18 protein-coding genes and 1 pseudogene are annotated in these 14,688 nt (G+C 65.8%); 6 read left to right on the top strand and 13 right to left on the bottom strand.

The window, feature by feature from the left end; translation table 11 throughout:
* Together NTW26_02725 and NTW26_02720 are read right to left on the bottom strand one after the other, a co-directional pair.
* A partial coding sequence (locus tag NTW26_02725; protein ID MCX7021187.1) for a hypothetical protein occupies nucleotides 1-958 on the bottom strand: 958 nt, incomplete at its 3' end.
* 44 nt (nucleotides 959-1,002) lie between these two features.
* Complete coding sequence (locus tag NTW26_02720; protein ID MCX7021186.1) at nucleotides 1,003-1,401, bottom strand: hypothetical protein; 399 nt, start codon at nucleotides 1,399-1,401, stop codon at nucleotides 1,003-1,005.
* Nucleotides 1,402-1,629: 228 nt separating this feature from the next.
* Here NTW26_02720 and NTW26_02715 point away from each other — a divergent pair, with 228 nt between their 5' ends.
* The 6 genes from NTW26_02715 to NTW26_02690 all read left to right on the top strand — a co-directional run bounded on the left by NTW26_02715 (nucleotide 1,630) and on the right by NTW26_02690 (nucleotide 6,815).
* A complete protein-coding gene (locus NTW26_02715; GenBank protein MCX7021185.1) occupies nucleotides 1,630-1,956 on the top strand; it encodes a MetS family NSS transporter small subunit in 327 nt (108 codons plus the stop codon).
* Nucleotides 1,956-2,240 carry a DUF721 domain-containing protein gene (locus tag NTW26_02710; GenBank protein ID MCX7021184.1) on the top strand — a complete coding sequence of 95 codons (285 nt, stop codon included), beginning with the start codon at nucleotides 1,956-1,958 and terminating at the stop codon, nucleotides 2,238-2,240. Before NTW26_02715 ends, NTW26_02710 begins: the two co-directional genes overlap by 1 nt.
* Before the next feature lie 558 nt (nucleotides 2,241-2,798).
* The gene (locus NTW26_02705) at nucleotides 2,799-3,191 is read left to right on the top strand and encodes a hypothetical protein (protein MCX7021183.1); all 393 of its coding nucleotides are present in this window, start codon (nucleotides 2,799-2,801) and stop codon (nucleotides 3,189-3,191) included.
* Between the two features lie 20 nt (nucleotides 3,192-3,211).
* A complete protein-coding gene (locus NTW26_02700; GenBank protein ID MCX7021182.1) occupies nucleotides 3,212-5,272 on the top strand; it encodes a tetratricopeptide repeat protein in 2,061 nt (686 codons plus the stop codon).
* Nucleotides 5,273-5,705: 433 nt separating this feature from the next.
* Nucleotides 5,706-6,089 (top strand): hypothetical protein, encoded by a 384-nt coding sequence (locus NTW26_02695; GenBank protein MCX7021181.1) that lies wholly within the window; start codon nucleotides 5,706-5,708, stop codon nucleotides 6,087-6,089.
* Nucleotides 6,090-6,104: 15 nt separating this feature from the next.
* Nucleotides 6,105-6,815 carry a hypothetical protein gene (locus tag NTW26_02690; protein ID MCX7021180.1) on the top strand — a complete coding sequence of 237 codons (711 nt, stop codon included), beginning with the start codon at nucleotides 6,105-6,107 and terminating at the stop codon, nucleotides 6,813-6,815.
* A 145-nt stretch (nucleotides 6,816-6,960) separates the two neighbouring features.
* Here NTW26_02690 and NTW26_02685 read toward each other — a convergent pair whose 3' ends face one another.
* The 11 genes and pseudogenes from NTW26_02685 to NTW26_02635 all read right to left on the bottom strand — a co-directional run bounded on the left by NTW26_02685 (nucleotide 6,961) and on the right by NTW26_02635 (nucleotide 14,688).
* On the bottom strand, nucleotides 6,961-7,389 hold the full coding sequence (locus NTW26_02685; GenBank protein MCX7021179.1) for a hypothetical protein: 429 nt from the start codon (nucleotides 7,387-7,389) through the stop codon (nucleotides 6,961-6,963).
* On the bottom strand, nucleotides 7,376-7,759 hold the full coding sequence (locus NTW26_02680; GenBank protein MCX7021178.1) for a hypothetical protein: 384 nt from the start codon (nucleotides 7,757-7,759) through the stop codon (nucleotides 7,376-7,378). The genes NTW26_02685 and NTW26_02680 overlap by 14 nt, the downstream gene beginning before the upstream one ends.
* Nucleotides 7,752-8,327, bottom strand: a complete 576-nt coding sequence (locus NTW26_02675; GenBank protein ID MCX7021177.1) for a CvpA family protein — start codon at nucleotides 8,325-8,327, stop codon at nucleotides 7,752-7,754. Before NTW26_02675 ends, NTW26_02680 begins: the two co-directional genes overlap by 8 nt.
* Nucleotides 8,328-8,336: 9 nt before the next feature.
* A complete protein-coding gene (locus NTW26_02670; protein MCX7021176.1) occupies nucleotides 8,337-9,236 on the bottom strand; it encodes a bifunctional enoyl-CoA hydratase/phosphate acetyltransferase in 900 nt (299 codons plus the stop codon).
* A 31-nt stretch (nucleotides 9,237-9,267) separates the two neighbouring features.
* Nucleotides 9,268-10,134, bottom strand: a complete 867-nt coding sequence (locus tag NTW26_02665) for a tetratricopeptide repeat protein (GenBank protein MCX7021175.1) — start codon at nucleotides 10,132-10,134, stop codon at nucleotides 9,268-9,270.
* Nucleotides 10,131-11,150 carry a WYL domain-containing protein gene (locus tag NTW26_02660; protein MCX7021174.1) on the bottom strand — a complete coding sequence of 340 codons (1,020 nt, stop codon included), beginning with the start codon at nucleotides 11,148-11,150 and terminating at the stop codon, nucleotides 10,131-10,133. Before NTW26_02660 ends, NTW26_02665 begins: the two co-directional genes overlap by 4 nt.
* 12 nt (nucleotides 11,151-11,162) lie before the next feature.
* Nucleotides 11,163-11,948 carry a deoxyribose-phosphate aldolase gene (deoC, locus tag NTW26_02655; GenBank protein ID MCX7021173.1) on the bottom strand — a complete coding sequence of 262 codons (786 nt, stop codon included), beginning with the start codon at nucleotides 11,946-11,948 and terminating at the stop codon, nucleotides 11,163-11,165.
* On the bottom strand, nucleotides 11,914-12,255 hold the full coding sequence (locus tag NTW26_02650) for a DUF1844 domain-containing protein (protein ID MCX7021172.1): 342 nt from the start codon (nucleotides 12,253-12,255) through the stop codon (nucleotides 11,914-11,916). The genes deoC and NTW26_02650 overlap by 35 nt, the downstream gene beginning before the upstream one ends.
* Before the next feature lie 59 nt (nucleotides 12,256-12,314).
* Nucleotides 12,315-13,385: a molecular chaperone DnaJ gene (gene dnaJ, locus NTW26_02645; protein ID MCX7021171.1), complete on the bottom strand. Its 1,071-nt coding sequence runs from the start codon at nucleotides 13,383-13,385 to the stop codon at nucleotides 12,315-12,317.
* Nucleotides 13,386-13,843: 458 nt separating this feature from the next.
* The gene (locus NTW26_02640; GenBank protein ID MCX7021170.1) at nucleotides 13,844-14,392 is read right to left on the bottom strand and encodes a hypothetical protein; all 549 of its coding nucleotides are present in this window, start codon (nucleotides 14,390-14,392) and stop codon (nucleotides 13,844-13,846) included.
* Between the two features lie 122 nt (nucleotides 14,393-14,514).
* Nucleotides 14,515-14,688: pseudogene (locus NTW26_02635) on the bottom strand (phosphoribosylformylglycinamidine synthase subunit PurQ).

Here is a 14,688-nt window from a genome sequence, read left to right as displayed (position 1 = left end):
ACGAGGCGGATTCGCCGGCCCCCACCGGGTGAAACCAGGTGTCGAAATCTACACCGACCGTTCTGGCTCTGCCAACCGTAACAAAGGGCGAGAAGGTCTCGGCCTCGTACCGCCAGGGGCGGGCGGCGGAGTCGCACTGCCAGTTGTCTCCGGACATGTCGCCGGTGGCGTGGTCGGTGCCCGTCTCCCACTCACCGTTCATGCCGTGCTGGTCCTGGTGCCAGCCGCCGCTTTCGAAGCCCTCCACGCCATAACCGCCGCCCTGCAGGGGTAGGACGCTCTCCCCGTCGGCCGTAACCTCCACGTTGTCAACCGCCCACCACCCCTGGGTGTCCAGGTCGGTGACGTACTTGAAGGACAGGCAGTTCATGACGCCTTCCGACAATTCCCAGGGCAGGTAGACGGACTGGTGGTCGGTCACGTCGTTGGTCGCGTCCCAGGTGAAAAGGTTGGTGTACTCGCCCTCCCCCCAATTGATGCCGGCGATACTTATGCCATTCAGGCAGATTCCACCGGCCACCCCCGTCTCATCGGAAACCCACAGGATGCTGATTCCCAGGTCTCTGCAGCCGTAGTAGTCGTCGAGGGTGGTGGTGTAGTCGGTCAGGCCGTCGGTGTTGCCCCTGAATTCGCAGAACCAATTCCAAGCCCCTTCGTCGGCGAGGTAGACCACGAGGTAATCCCCGTCGTCGGCGGTTTCCAGGGAGTAGCTAAAAGATATGCTTATGCTGACGCCGTCATAGCCGCCGAGGTTGATGGGCTGGCCCATGTATATCAGGCCGGCCGCGTCGTTGCAGCCGTAAACGTACAGGCCGTCGCGGACGCATATAACACCTGGGTTCGCCATAAGCCGCCAATGTGCGTTGTACTCCGAAGGCGGCTCCGGTCCGACGGATACGGTCCCGCCCGCCAAGGCAATCGTGGCGACCAGGACGGTGAAGAATACAAGGGTTTTCATCCCGCTTCCTCCTCAAAAAGATTGAGCAACCCTTCGGGGGTTACTCATTGTTCGTACATGATGATGTTCTGGTGATAATCGGGGTAGAGATCACCGTCCCAGTAAAAATCGCTGCTCGTACCCTGCCACCTCGTGTCATCCTCCTCATACCAGGCGTCGCAAGCAAGCCAGCAGTAGCTCAAGTCACCCAAGTAAATCTGGTAATAGCCATTTTGTCCCGCGGTTGTTTCTTTGAGGTAGGTGCCGCCCGGTTCAGTGTAGACGTGCCGCAGTCCTACAGTGGCGGTATGTGGAGATGTGGGAGGGATGTAGACGGTGCCGTAAACGTAGTAATCAGCCCTGTCCGCCAGGGGGTCGTCAGCCCCCGTGGACAGCCCGTCCGAACAGGCGGTCAGGGCGGCGAAGAGGAGGACTACCCCTCCGAGTAACAGTGCCTTTCGCATTTCTCTTGAGTAGGACTTATCCATTGCACCAGTTAAACTAGCACATAAAAAGGGAGGCGTCAATCCCAGGGAGGATATTTTCTGCAAATAAATGCGGCGGGGAATAAAATCCCCGCCCTACATCCGGGAGGTCCGCGAAACCCGGACCGGTGTACCCCCTCCGCCGCGTTGAACCTCGGCGCCCCCTCTGGTAAAATCCTGCCGTCGGTATTTTTTAAGGACGGGTACATGAGCGACGAGCCCAAGCTCCTGGAATCCGGTCCACCGGCGAAGTGGAACCGCCGCTCGTCCTTCAGCCTGGCCCCCATCGGCTACGACGAGGGGCGGGCGTTCCTGGAAAACCTCGCCCGGCAAAACCTCTCGCCCCGCCTCCGGGAGGCCGTCGAAGAAGGGTTGGCGGCCATTGACCGGACCCAGCACATGACCCTGGGGGCCTGGATCATGTTCGCCGTGGGCGTGATTCTACTCTTCGGGGGCTCGGCCCTCGCCGTCTCCATCGCCATCCGGCGCGGCAAGCCGCACATCTACAGCGCCGACTCCGCCGGAGAGCCGTGATGGGTGAGCCGAGGCGCATCGGCGATCTGGTCGGGGGAAGCCTGGGCTCCAGACGGCTGAGGGAAGCGGTGCGTCTGGGTCGGCTGCGCCTTGTGTGGGAGGAGATCGTCGGGGCGTCCCTCGCCCGGCGGACCCGCGTCAAGGGGCTCCGCGGCCGGACCCTGGTGATCGAGGTCAACGACCCGGCGGCCCTGGAGCCGCTCCGGGAAAGTGTCGACCGGATAGGGGAGAGGCTCAGGGAGAAAACCGGGGGCGAGGTGGAGGGGATTGAGCTTCCGCGCTGATTCAAAACCGGATGGACGACATCGGAGGGCGGATTACCGCCCTCTTCGCAATGTGCCGCGGATGTCCCGCCTCCCGAACCATAATGAGCGGGTCAATCTGGGCCTGAAACGGCGTTTCCGCTGTTTTAATGCGGAGAAAACCGCTCCGGGGCCCATCCGTTCCCATGGCACGCTTGTTGCTTTTTAAAACGACCGGAGGACTACTATGCCGAACGCGATCCTGGTCGAGGTCACCACCTTTCTCAAAGACCGAACGCCGCGTTCCGCTAGGGTCCAAAGCGACGGCTTGGATGGTTCAACCGTCGGCCCCCGAATGGTAAAATGTAATCATCGCGCCGACTCCGGCTGGGAACCCGTCGCGGACGTCCGCACGGGTAATTCCCTCCGCCCGGAGCCGGTAAAATCAGCCCCTTATAGGGGAGTAATGGGTTAAGCCCGCCGGTGTTCCGCACCCCCAAATCCGCACGGCACCCCGGCGGCACCCCGTCCGAAATGGGCGGGGTTTTTTATTGCCCCCCGGGGTGGTATAGTTTTGTCCGTTCCAGGCGGGCTTATCCGATGAAACTCACCCCCCGGATGGAAATTTTCGTCGTTTACGGCGGGCTGGTGGCCGCGGCGGCCCTCCTAGTCCGGCGCTCGAGCCTGCTCCTGCAGGCCGGCTGGTCGGCGGAGGCCTCCGTCGGCGGGCTCCTGTACACCCTTCTGGACTTCCTCGCCGCGGGCGTGCTCCTCCTGGTTTTTCTCCCCTTGAGGCGCGCGCGGACGACGGGTCTCAAAACCGTCGTCTACGCCCTGGCCGCGGTCGGGGTCAAGACGAGCTGGTCGCTCCTGGATTGGGGAAAGTTCTCGACCTGGTTCACCCTCACCGACCTCGGGGTGTGCCTCACGGGCGTCGTTTGCCTCCTGGGCGCCCTGGCGATCCTGCGCCGGTCCGGGGAGGACGGGGATTAGCGTACTCCCCGATTGACCCGATGCAAAAACTCCTCGACAGCGTGATGAAGTGGCTGCGCGACGACAAGCGCTGGGTCGGGCTCGTGCTCTTCGCCGTGGCGCTCGCCGTCCGCCTCGTCTTCCTCGGCTCCCTCTCCGGAACCCTCTACTGGGACCTCCTGACCAACGACAGCCACACCTACTACGCCCAGGCGGAGGCCATCGCCGCCGGCACCTTCGAGTCGCCCGAGGGCTTCTTTATGACGCCGTTGTACCCGCTCTTCCTGGCGGTGTTCAGGCTGGTGGGGCTGGAGCCGCTTCTGTGGGCCCGCGTCGTCCAGATGGTCCTCGGGGCGCTGACGGCGCTGTTCGTTTACCGGCTGGCCTTCGAGGCCACGGGGAAGCGCTGGGCGGGATTAATCGGCGGGGGGCTGCTGGCGGTCCTCGGGCCGGCGCTCTTCCACGACGGGATGCTCTTGGTGACGAACATCGCCGCCTTCGTCCTCACCCTGGGGACGCTCGAGCTCGTGCGCTTCGCGAAGGACCGGCGGACGCGGAGCCTGGTCGGTGCCGGAGTCTGCCTCGGTCTGGGCGGGCTGGCCTGGGGCACCATCCTGGCGGTGGTCCCGGCGCTCCTGGTCTGGCTCATCGTCGTCCTGCGAAAAGAGAGTTGGCGCAAGGCGCTCGGACGGGCGGGCATTCTGGCCGGCTGCGTCCTCCTGCCCATCCTGCCCGTGACGGTTTACAACGCGGCCCAGTCCGGCGAGTTCATCCTCACCACGGCCAACCTGGGAATCAACCTGCAGATAGGTAACCATCCGGGGGGGGAGGGACTGTTCAGCCCGCCCGTCCAATACAAAACCGGCGAGGTGTACGAGGCCACGGGCAGGCTCTTCCTGAGCCGGGTCACCGGCCACTACGTGACCCTGGCCGAGGCCAACCGGTACTGGCTCAGGCAGGCCCTGCGGTACATCAGCGACCACCCGGGCGAGTTCGCCGTAAACCTCCTTCGCAAGGCGTGGTACTTCGTCCACGGCTACGAGTGGCCCCAGCTCGAATCCTACGGCCACTACACCGAGGTCGTCCCCTGGCTGGGGCTGCCCTGGCCGACGCTGGCGGTGGTGATGCCCCTGGCCCTTCTGGGGCTCGGATTGGCCTGGCCCCGGCGGCGTGAGCTGGCGCCGGTCTACCTGGTCGCGCTTTTCTACGCGGCGGCGGTGGTGCTCTTTTTCATCACCGGGCGCTACCGCTTCCCCGTCGTGCCGCTCGTGTGCGCCTTCGCCGGCATCGCCGTCTGGCGGCTCGTCGAATTCGTGCGGGAGAAAAAGTGGCGCACCCTCGGCCTCTCGGCGGGCGTACTCGCCGTCCTGGCCGTGGGGACGAACATACCCGACGGGAACATCGAGAAGCTCTCCGACCGGGGGGTGGCTTACTACAACATGGCCTCGCGGCTCCTGGGAGCGGAGCGGTACGCCGAGGCAGCGGATTACTTCGGGCGGGCCGAGACGGCCTTCGCCGAAACGCCCCCGTCGCTCTATCTGGACTGGGGTGTGACGCTGCACCGCCTGGGTCGGCTCGACGAGGCCCTGGAAAAGTACCTCCGGGCGGAGGAGCTGGGCGAGGATTCCCCGAAATTGCCGATGGACCTGGGCACCGTTTACACGGCGTTGGGCCGGTATCCCGAAGCGGAAGAAGCCTACCTCTGGGCGATGCGTGTCGCGCCGGACTGGCGGGACGCCTACCTGGGGGCGTCCGAATCCGCCGCGGCCCAGGGACGGCCCCTGGACGGCGCGGGCTATCTGGACCGCGGCCTCGAGCGCCTGGGGTTCGACCCGGTTCTCATGACCCGACGGGGGGATTTGAAGCTGGCGGGGGGCGACCTCTACGGCGCGCGGGCCGATTACGAGGCGGTGCTCGCCGACCGGGCGGGATTCGCGCCGGCGGTCCTGGGCCTGGGGCGGACGCTCCTCGCGCTCGGCGACGCGGAGGGCGCGCGGTCGCGTTTCGAGGAGGTGCTGGCCCTCGCGCCGGGAGGCCCCAAGGAGGCCGGGGCGCTCCGACCGCTCCGGGAGCAAGCCCGGGAGCTGCTGCGGCGGATGTAGGGGACGACCCGTGGTTGGGTCGATAACCACCGCTTCCGCGTCGGCTTGACACGGAGGAAAAAAAGCATATACTTAGTGTAGTAGGGGTAGTAGGGAAGGAGAGGTTATGAGCCCGGAAGAGGTTCTCCGACCTGCAGAATACCGTATCCGGCCAAAGGTCCGGATCAACAATGACCTGTTTCAGGGTACACCACCCGACACCATCCACTGCACCGTAATATAGAGGCTGATCGGGTTAGAAAACATTGAGCGGTTCTGGCGTTATGTACTTAGGAAGATAACCGGGGGCCCGCCGGGAACGCACACCACCTACCGCCCTGAATATTATCAATGGGACAAGAACGACTGGCTGGGCAAACAAGGCGTTACGGAGCCCATCCTTCTGACCGGCCTCGACCCGCTCATCCAGTACGTTTACAACGTAATAATTTCCTTGAACCCCGTCCTCATCACCATACCATACCCAACGCCCCCTAACATCGCCTGGGCCAAGACGACCAACGTCATACAGCAGCCCGAGGACTGGTGGCACAGGACCGAGCAAGGCTTAATCACATTTGAAGACCACATGCCGCCTGAATACGCCGACGTCTTCAACAACTTCCCCCATCCCCAGGGCCCGACCGATTGGGGATACTGGCCCGGTGACCCGACAGACCATTGTCACTGGGACTGGCTAAAGCGCAGCCTCTGGCCGCAGGAACTGCACGAGGCCGTGTGCGCCGACATGCTCCTGGAGATGCTCATAAACGACTGGGGCACCTGGGAGGAGCTTTTCGAGGAGGATATCCATACCATCCCGCGCTGGGTGCTTTAGTGAAATGGAGAGGCCATGAAAACCGTCATTTTGATGCTCGTGCTGCCGCTGGTCGCTCTCGCCGGCCTGGACGCGGCGTTCATGGTGGGGGACTTTTACCAATACTGGTCGGAAGTGGTTGAGTACGTGAGAAACGACCCGCGCTTCGATGATGTTTACTTTATTGATATCATGGATTTCACGCCGTCTCTTGAGTTGATGCGCAACTTCGATGCGCTCTTCGTAGGAGGGACATATCCAGAGGAGCCGGATGAGTTCGGCGATAACCTGGCCGACTATGTGGACGGCGGCGGCTGTGTGGTATGTATCTTTGGGATGCTCTTTTACGACCCCGGGGGTTGGGGTATCGGCGGTCGCTGGCTGGAGGATGAGTACGCGCCATACGGACCTATAAGCGGTGACTGGTTAATCCTCGATGAACAAGATTTAAACATTCTTGAACCCGAGCACCCCATTTTTGAGGGAGTATCCCATTTAAGCGATGTGTCTCGCCATATCCTGCTGGAGCTCCGGCCCGGGGCCCGTGAAATCGCCGATTTCACCCTCTACCCCGGCATCGCTATAAACGCCGGTAACACCGTTGTCGGTTTGGATTACTTGTGTAATAATCCGAGCGACTGGACCGGGGACGGCTTCTTAATCATGGCCAACGCCGCCTGCTACCTGGCCGCCCACTCCGACGTGCGGGAAATGTCCTGGGGGGAAATTAAGGCGCAGTTCGAGTAGAGCGGGCCCGGGAGCTGCTACGGGGTATGTAGGGGCCGCCCTACGTCATCGCGACGTGGGGGGAGGGCTTCCTTGTAAAACGGGCGGGTGTGGACACCCGCCCCTACATCATCGCAATCCGTATCGAGCGAGAGTCCCACCCCGGTCACATCCCCCTCAAGCTCTCCAGGTGCCGGTGGAAGCGCCCGTAGTGGTCCAGGGCCAGCTCCAGGTCGCGCCGGTGCCGGGTCTCGGAAAAGCGCCCCAGACCGTGGATGGTCGCCCGCAGCTCGTCCTTGGAGAAACCGGCCTGGTTCAAAAAGCTCTGAACCCCGTCCACCTCTTCCAGCCAGGGCTTTACGTCGAAGGGTTCACTCCCCTTGACGACACCCTCCGAGGCCTCGATGACCCGGACGCCTATCCCCTCCAGGGTGTCGGAGGTGGCCCGCGGGTCCTCGAAGTCGCCCGAGACCCAGGCGACGCCCAGGACCGCGACGACGACAAACAGCCCGGCGGTCGCCCAGTGCGCCGCCCGGCGGGGGACTTTCAGCCCGAAGACCGCGTAGGTCGGTCCTTTTTTCCTATTTCGGCTCATCTTCCGACATCACCTCGAGGAGCATCCGGTCCATCACCTCTTCGAACTTGTGGTAGTAATCCATGGCGGTCACGTAGTCGTTGGGCAGCTTGCCCACGGCGTAGGAGCCGAAGGCGGTGACCGCGTCACGTAGCGCCGCCTTGGCCTGCCGGGCCAGCTCGTGGGTGGCGGGTACGTCCTCCACCCGGACGAGCCAGGCCGTGGTCTCGAAGCCCTCCTCCTCGATCTTGTCCGCCGCGGCCAGCAGCTCCTCGGCCAGGGGGAACATGGCCTCCAGGGAATCGGCGAGGGGGATTTCCGGCTCCTCCCCGGCGCACCCAGCGAAAAACAGGAACCCGACCAGCGCGGCCGGAACGAGCCATCTACCCATTATCGTCTCCCTCCAAGAGTTCCCACTCGCCGTCGTGGATCCCCAGCGTTTCTTCGAGCCCGGGCCGCCACCAGGCGTCGTCCTCCACCGCCGGGGCCAGCGCCTCGACGAGGTAGGCCAGGGGCTTGGCGAAGGCGGACACCGGCCGTGAAATCGGCCCCTCGGAGAGCTCCCGTCGCGTCTCGGGTCCCGAGGGCAGGCGGTGGACGAAGAGCACCACGGCGGCGCAGATGAGCACGCCCTTCACGAGGCCCAGCACCGCGCCCCCGAGGTGGTTCAGCCAGCCGGCGAGGGTGGCGTCTATGAGCGTCGTCAGGAATTTTTCGAGAAAGTGCAGCCCGACCAGCACCGCGATGAAAATCACGATGAAGGCGATGGGCCCGCTCACGTCGAATCCGGCCACGTCCACGGCGAAGAGCCGCCCCAGGGGCGTGTAGAGGACGGCGGCGAGCATGTAGGCCAGGATGACGCTCACCAGCCCCAGGGCCTCGCTTACGAGGCCCACGAGAAGCCCGCGCAGGAGCATCCCGGCCATGACGACGGCGAAGAGCCAATCGGCCCAGCCCACTTGAACCTCCTACCCCGCCGCGGCGGTGCACAGGGCGATGGAGTTGAGCTTGGTCTCGGTTGTGTCGGCCCGGGAGAGAAGGACGATGGGCGCCGTCGCCCCGGCGACCATCCCCCCCACCTTGGCCCCGCCGAGGTAAATCAGGCCCTTGGCGAAGATGTTGCCCGTGTGGATGTCGGGGACCAGGAGGATATCCGCCTTCCCGGCCACGGGGCTCTTCACGCCCTTGATGCGGGCCGCCTCGGCGTCCACGGCCAGGTCCAGGGCCAGGGGGCCGTCCACCTCGCAGGCGCCGAACTGCCCCCGTTCGCCCATCTGCGCCAGCGCCGCGGCGTCCAGCGTCTCCGGCATGTCCGGGTTGACCTCCTCCACGGCGGCCAGCACCGCCACGTTGGGCCGTTCGTAGCCCAGGCGCCGCAGGGTGTTCACCGCGTTGGAAAGAATCTCGGCCTTGGTCGGCTGGTCCGGCCGGATGTTCATCCCGCCGTCGGTGACCCACAGGAGCCGGTCGAACCCCGGTACCTCCAGGCAGGCGATATGGGACAACAGCTTGCCGGAGCGGAGCCCCTTTTCCTTGTCGAGGACGGCCCTGAGGGCGATGCCGGTTGCGACGCTGCCCTTCATGAGCATCCCGGCATCTCCCGAGCGGACGGCGGCCACGGCGGCGGCGGCTATCTCCTCGTCGCCGGTTACGTCGCGCACCTCGAAGTGGGAGAGGTCCACCTCCGCCTTGCGGGCCGCGGCCTCAATCTCCCCCGCCGGGCCGAAGAGGAGGGCGTCCACCAGCCCGGCCCCATACGCCTGGGACACAGCCTGGAGCGTGTGGGGGTGGGCCGCTCCGATCACGGCCAGCCGGCGGCGGGCCGCCCCCTTCACCCGGTCGTTTATCTGTGCGAAGTTCTTGAGCATCGAGGGCCTCCCCGTCGGTGTGCAGGGTTGATCAGGGTTCCTCGCCCAACTGGCGCAGCTTGGTGCGCGGGCCGGCGTAGTCCGGATTCAGCTCCAGCGCTTTCCGGTAGGCCTCCACCGCCTCGGCGTTGCGGCCCAGGACTGCGAGGGCGTCTCCCATGAAGTTCCAGGCCGGGGCGAAATCCGGGTCCATCTCCACCGCCCGCCGGTACTCGACCAGGGCCCCGGCGTAGTCGCCGGTCTGGTAGCGGCAGTCGCCCATGTAAACCCGGGCCTCGACGAAGTCGGGGTCGAGCTCGAGGGCGCGTTCATAAGCCTGCGCCGCCTCCACGTAATCCCCCCGGGAGAAGGAGCTATCCCCGGCCAGAACCTCCTCCACCGCCTCGGGGTCCTCCGATGAGAAGGTGCCCGAGGAGTTGGACAAGAGGGCCAGCGCGCCCTGGGCCACCTCGCGGGCCACCGGCTGGAGGGGGTCCAACTCGAGGGCTTCGTGGGCCGCGGCGAGCGCCGCCTCGACCCGCCCGAGCTTGAGATCTACGGCGGCGATCCAGGCCCGGGGCTCGGCCGCCGCCGGGTTAGCCTCCGTCGCCCGCTTCATCGCCTCCCGCGCCCGGTCCAGGTCGCCCGTGGCGAAGGCCAGGCGCCCCACCGCGAGCTGGTAGGCGTAGCTGCCGCTGCGCAGCCGCTCGGGGTAGGAGTCGGTGAGGTGGGACAGGCGCGCGGAGACCTCCGCGGCGCTCCCCCCGCCCTCCAGCGCGTAGATGAGCTCCCAGCAACCACGCTCGAGCTCGGCTTCCAGGGTCCGATCGCTCTTGACCAGCGGAGGCACTTCGCGGATTTCCAGGGCGGCGTGCGCCGTGGTCAATAAAATCAGAATAGCGGGCAGGAATCGCGTCATGGTTCGGGTTCGTTGTCCTCCAGGAGCCTCCGGGCGTTGCCGACGACCAGACGGCGCAGCTCCTCGGGAGCCTCGACGCGGACCTCCCCCGGAAAACCGGCCAGCCACCGGGCCAACTCGCCGAGGTTCGCGGTGCGCAGGGTGAGCCGCAGGGATCCGTCGGGCTGGAAGGCCATCCGCTGGCTGGGGTGCCACTCGCGTTCGGCCACCAGGTGGGCCGCCCGGCCGTGGAATAGAAGCTGAACCCGGTACCCCGGCGAGTCCAGCCGGAAGCCGAAGGCATCGGCCAGGGCGTCGGCGAGGCTGAAATCGGCCGGCACCGAGTAGCGCTCGGACAGCTCGCGGAACCCCTTGAGCCGCGCCAGGGGGACCGCCGTCCGCTCGCTGGAGTCCACGTCGCGCCCCAAGATATACCAGGCGCCGTCCAGGTTGCAGATACGGAAAATCTCGAAGGCGAAGCGTCGCCAGTTTTCGCCGACGTCGGGGTTCTCGTCCGCGCCGGGGACGAAGAGGTCGGCCTGGATTCTCCTTCTCCGGCGCAGAGCCGCCCCGGCGGCCTCGACGATGCGCGGGTCCACGCGCCAGACGCGGCGCGCGGCGTAATCGAACGCGGACACCTCGCTCTCGATGACCGAGAGCTCCCGGGCGTCCAGCAGGTCCTTCAGTCGCTCGACGAGACCGGCGAAGGCGGCGCCTCGCGGCTGGCCGGGGGACTGGGCGACCAGCTTCCCCGCCAGCAGGGCTCCGGTCACCTCGGCGCGGCGCAGGAAGTTGGCCGGCAGCACGTACGCCGGATCGGTGTACCGGTAGCCGCTCTTGTAGTCGTCGCCGCGGGCGTAGGCCAGCGGCGCGTTGAGCTGGTCGCGCAGGTAGGCCAGGTCCCGGTAGATGGTCCGCTCGGTCACCTCGAAGTGCTCGGCGAGGCCCTCGGTGGTCGGGCCGCTCCCCGAGCGCACCAGCCGGTCAATCTCCAAGAGGCGCCGCAGGGCGGTCTTGTTCAGGGGTCTGGGCGGCATGGTTCGGTTCCGTTAAATGTCGAGTCCATCCGATTCTCGTTCCCGTGTGCGGTCGAACTCGGCCATGATGTCGGGGGCCGTGGAAGCGCCGATGCGGTTCGCCCCGGCCTCGAAGAAGCGCGCCGTGTCGTCCAGGGTCCGAATGCCGCCCGCGGCTTTGATGTCCAGCTCCGAGCCGACGACCTCCCGGACCAGCCGCACGTCGGCGGTTTTCGTGGGCCCGTGGCAACCGGTGGAGGTCTTCACGCAGTCCACGTCGGCCTCGATGCACAGCTCCGCCGCCTGGGCCTTCTGGTCATTGGTCAAAAGCGGCGTTTCGATGATGATTTTCAAAACCCTCGGGCCGGCCACCGCCCTGAGCCGCCGCAGATCCTCCAGAACCTCCCCGCACCGCCCGGCGCGCAGGAGATCCAGGTTCATCACGGCGTCCAGCTCGTCGGCCCCCGCGGCGATGAGCCGTCCGGCCTCGGCCTCCTTCTCGGGCGCGGGCCGGACGCCGAGGGGGAAATCCACCACCCCGCAGAGGTAGAGCGGGAATCCGCGGTCGTCAATCCTGGCGCGCGCCTCGGCCAGGTGGCGGGGCAGGACGCACACCGCCCGGATGCCCGCCGAAGCGCACCGGTCCAGGTAGTCCGCGAGCTCGACCGAGGTGACGGTGGAGTTCAGCGCGGCTCCGTCCAGAGCCCAGGCCAGGGCTTTCCGGCCGATGCGCCCGATGAACCCCCAACCCGGCCCCGCCGTCTCCTGGACCTCCGGGGGGGTGCTAACCCTTTCCCTCGGTGGACTGCCCGTCTTCATCTGCCGCCGGTTCCTCCGCCGCGGGTTCCATCGGTTTGTCGTCCTTCTCCGCCTCGCCCACGTAGTTCAGGCGGAGATCGGTGAGCATGTTCTTCAGGAGCTTGTCCTCGCTCTCGGAAAGGTTGCCCCGGGTCTTGTGGGCGAGGGTCTCCAAGAGGTCAATGGAGACGCGGGCGGCCGGGAGGTCGCGCTCCACCCCGCCCGTCTCCGGGTGGGCCAGCTTGCCCATCTGAATCATCGCCGACTGGTAGAGGCTGTACACCAGCCCGAGGAAGTTGGCGTCGTGCGTGCCTGAATCCTGGGTCATGCGGTCCTCCCGCGGATGGAGGCAAGGGGTTTCGCTGGGGCGTTACTCGCTTCGCTCGGTTAAACCCCTTGTTCCTTGTCCAGCGTATCCTGGAGCTCGCGCAGCAGCTTTTTCTGCTCCCGGCTGAGCCGTTTGGGCACGGCGACGGTGACGGTCACCCGGAGGTCGCCGCGGCGCCCGCGCCCGATCTGGGGGAACCCGGCCTTGCGGATGGTGAAGACCGCGCCGGCTTGAGTCCCCGCCGGAACATCCAGATTCTCCGGCTCCCCGAGGGTCGGCACCTCGACCTTGGCCCCCAGGGCGAGCTGGGGGTAGGTGAGCGCCAGGTCCACGAGCAGGTCCCGGCCGTTGCGACGGAAAACCGGGTGGGGCTCGAGGTCGCAGACGATGTAGAGGTCGCCCCGGAATCCGGGGGCCGAGCCGTCGTTGCCCTCGCCGGAGAGGCGGATGCGCTGACCGTCGTCAATCCCGGCGGGAATCTCCACCTCGAGGTGCGGGGAGGTTCGGGTGTACCCCGACCCGCCGCAGAGGCCGCAGTGCTCCTCGATGACCTGGCCGGTCCCCCGGCAGTTGGAGCAGGGCGTCTCCAGGCGCATGAAGCCGGTCTGGCGCACGACCCTCCCCCGCCCCCCGCACGCCGGGCAGGCCTTCGGCGGATGCCCCGGTTCGGCCCCGGTCCCCCGGCAGCGGGAGCAGAGCTCCACCCGCGCGATTTTAATCCCCTTCGTCACCCCGGTGAGCGCTTCGGCGTAGGTGACGGTGACGTCGGCGCGCAGGTCGTCGCCCCGGCGCACGTGCGGCGCCCCGCGCCGGACGCCGCCGCCGAACAGCCCCCCGAAGAGATCGCCGAAGAGGTCGAAGATGTCGCCGACGTCGTCGAAGCCGTGGTAGCCGCGCCCGGCGAGGCCCTCGTGGCCGTAGCGGTCGTAAACCGCGCGCTTCTGCGGGTCCGAGAGCACCTGGTAGGCCTCCGAGGCCTCCTTGAAACGCTCCTCGGCCTCCGGGGCGTCGGGGTTGCGGTCGGGGTGGAACTCGAGCGCCTTCTTGCGGTAGGCCTTTTTAACGGCCGCCGCGTCGGCGTCGTGGGGCACCTCGAGCACCTCGTAGTAGTCGCGTCGGTGAATGGTCAACAGACTAACGGCTCCTGCTCTCTTTGAAGTAATGCAGAGAAGTTATAGCGTTACCTTGACAACCATATACGATTTCTTTTGCTGAGAAGGCCCAATTGTTGTTTGAAAAGTAGCGTTACCTGGAAGTACCACCTTACCGTTAATTGTCAATAATCCCTTTTCGATACCATCCTTGACCCATATATCGGAAGGTATCTCGACTTTGCACCTGTTTATACCCTTGGGAAAACAAGCAACTTTTACACCGTTATAAAGGGCATTGCATGGTTGCGAAGACATAACATCCTCCTTTGTTCACCTTTTCGTTGTAATGTTAGAACCAAACATAGCGGCTTTTATACCCTTAGACTGTTGCATAGGGGTCTTCGTAGGGGCGACCCTCTGCGGTCGCCCGCGGGCGGGGACAGAGCCCCGCCCCTACGGAGATTATGCGTGGATACTAACAAGCCTGAGAACCATCATAATTGCGCTGGATTTGTATTTTGCATCGGTCTCACGTTATAGCTTAAAAGTTCGAATGTCTCGCAGTGCGGATTGGCCAAAAGGCCCGGTGTGCGGGCCGCGCAGTCGGCCATCGCCCGGGCGGCACCCGCCGGGTCGCCGCCTTCTATCCAAAGCGTCCACAGGGTCGAGTAGCGCGCGCCTTCGATCTCGGTCAGTCCGAGGGTGTTCCGGCAATAGGCGAGGGCGTCGCGCCCGGTGAAATCGTCGCGCTTCGTGACCCGGACGCCGACCGGAACGCCCGCTCCGTCCCCGCAAGGGGTGAGCCCGTCGAGCGAGACCGCCCGACGGTGGGCGTGCTTCGAGGGGTTGACGAAGCGGCTGGTCCGCCGCAGAAGCTCCGGGAGCAGCCGGTCGGGATCGAAGGTCCCCGTGAAGCGCCAGAGCTCCTCGCGGTTCAGCCCGACGAGGTTCGCGTGCCCCAGAAGCTCGACCAGGGCGAAGCGGGCCGAGGCGGCCACCGTGTCCGGCACCTTCAGCCGGACCAACAGGTCGAGCTCCGCCATCAGGCCCTCACCCCCAGATGGGCGGCCAGGGAGAGGAAGAGCTTCCGCCCCGGCCCGGCCTCGTTCAAATCGCCGCCGTCGTAAGCCCGGCGCCGCCCGCCCCAGAATCCCTCCAGCTCACGCGGGAGCTGCCAGAGCCAGCTCGCCCGCTCGGGGTGGGGCATCACCGCCAGGACGTTCCCCGCCGGGTTGGTCAATCCCGCGATGTCGCCCAGCGCCCCGTTGGGATTCACGGGATAGTCGCCGTCCGCCTGCGAGCCGTCGGGATTGGCGATGCGGAAGTCCACCTGGCTGAT

The organism is bacterium (assembly GCA_026398675.1).
GTDB lineage: Bacteria > RBG-13-66-14 > RBG-13-66-14 > RBG-13-66-14 > RBG-13-66-14 > RBG-13-66-14.
This window is presented reverse-complemented; position numbering and strand designations above follow the sequence as displayed.

What these genes read in the sequence shown, in the direction of transcription:
- NTW26_02720 (MCX7021186.1), bottom strand. Translation starts at nt 1,401, where the DNA reads ATGCGAAAGGCACTGTTACTCGGAGGGGTAGTCCTCCTCTTCGCCGCC.
- NTW26_02715 (MCX7021185.1), top strand. Translation starts at nt 1,630, where the DNA reads ATGAGCGACGAGCCCAAGCTCCTGGAATCCGGTCCACCGGCGAAGTGG.
- NTW26_02710 (MCX7021184.1), top strand. Translation starts at nt 1,956, where the DNA reads ATGGGTGAGCCGAGGCGCATCGGCGATCTGGTCGGGGGAAGCCTGGGC.
- NTW26_02705 (MCX7021183.1), top strand. Translation starts at nt 2,799, where the DNA reads ATGAAACTCACCCCCCGGATGGAAATTTTCGTCGTTTACGGCGGGCTG.
- NTW26_02700 (MCX7021182.1), top strand. Translation starts at nt 3,212, where the DNA reads ATGCAAAAACTCCTCGACAGCGTGATGAAGTGGCTGCGCGACGACAAG.
- NTW26_02690 (MCX7021180.1), top strand. Translation starts at nt 6,105, where the DNA reads ATGAAAACCGTCATTTTGATGCTCGTGCTGCCGCTGGTCGCTCTCGCC.
- NTW26_02685 (MCX7021179.1), bottom strand. Translation starts at nt 7,389, where the DNA reads ATGAGCCGAAATAGGAAAAAAGGACCGACCTACGCGGTCTTCGGGCTG.
- NTW26_02680 (MCX7021178.1), bottom strand. Translation starts at nt 7,759, where the DNA reads ATGGGTAGATGGCTCGTTCCGGCCGCGCTGGTCGGGTTCCTGTTTTTC.
- NTW26_02670 (MCX7021176.1), bottom strand. Translation starts at nt 9,236, where the DNA reads ATGCTCAAGAACTTCGCACAGATAAACGACCGGGTGAAGGGGGCGGCC.
- NTW26_02665 (MCX7021175.1), bottom strand. Translation starts at nt 10,134, where the DNA reads ATGACGCGATTCCTGCCCGCTATTCTGATTTTATTGACCACGGCGCAC.
- NTW26_02660 (MCX7021174.1), bottom strand. Translation starts at nt 11,150, where the DNA reads ATGCCGCCCAGACCCCTGAACAAGACCGCCCTGCGGCGCCTCTTGGAG.
- deoC (MCX7021173.1), bottom strand. Translation starts at nt 11,948, where the DNA reads ATGAAGACGGGCAGTCCACCGAGGGAAAGGGTTAGCACCCCCCCGGAG.
- NTW26_02650 (MCX7021172.1), bottom strand. Translation starts at nt 12,255, where the DNA reads ATGACCCAGGATTCAGGCACGCACGACGCCAACTTCCTCGGGCTGGTG.
- NTW26_02640 (MCX7021170.1), bottom strand. Translation starts at nt 14,392, where the DNA reads ATGGCGGAGCTCGACCTGTTGGTCCGGCTGAAGGTGCCGGACACGGTG.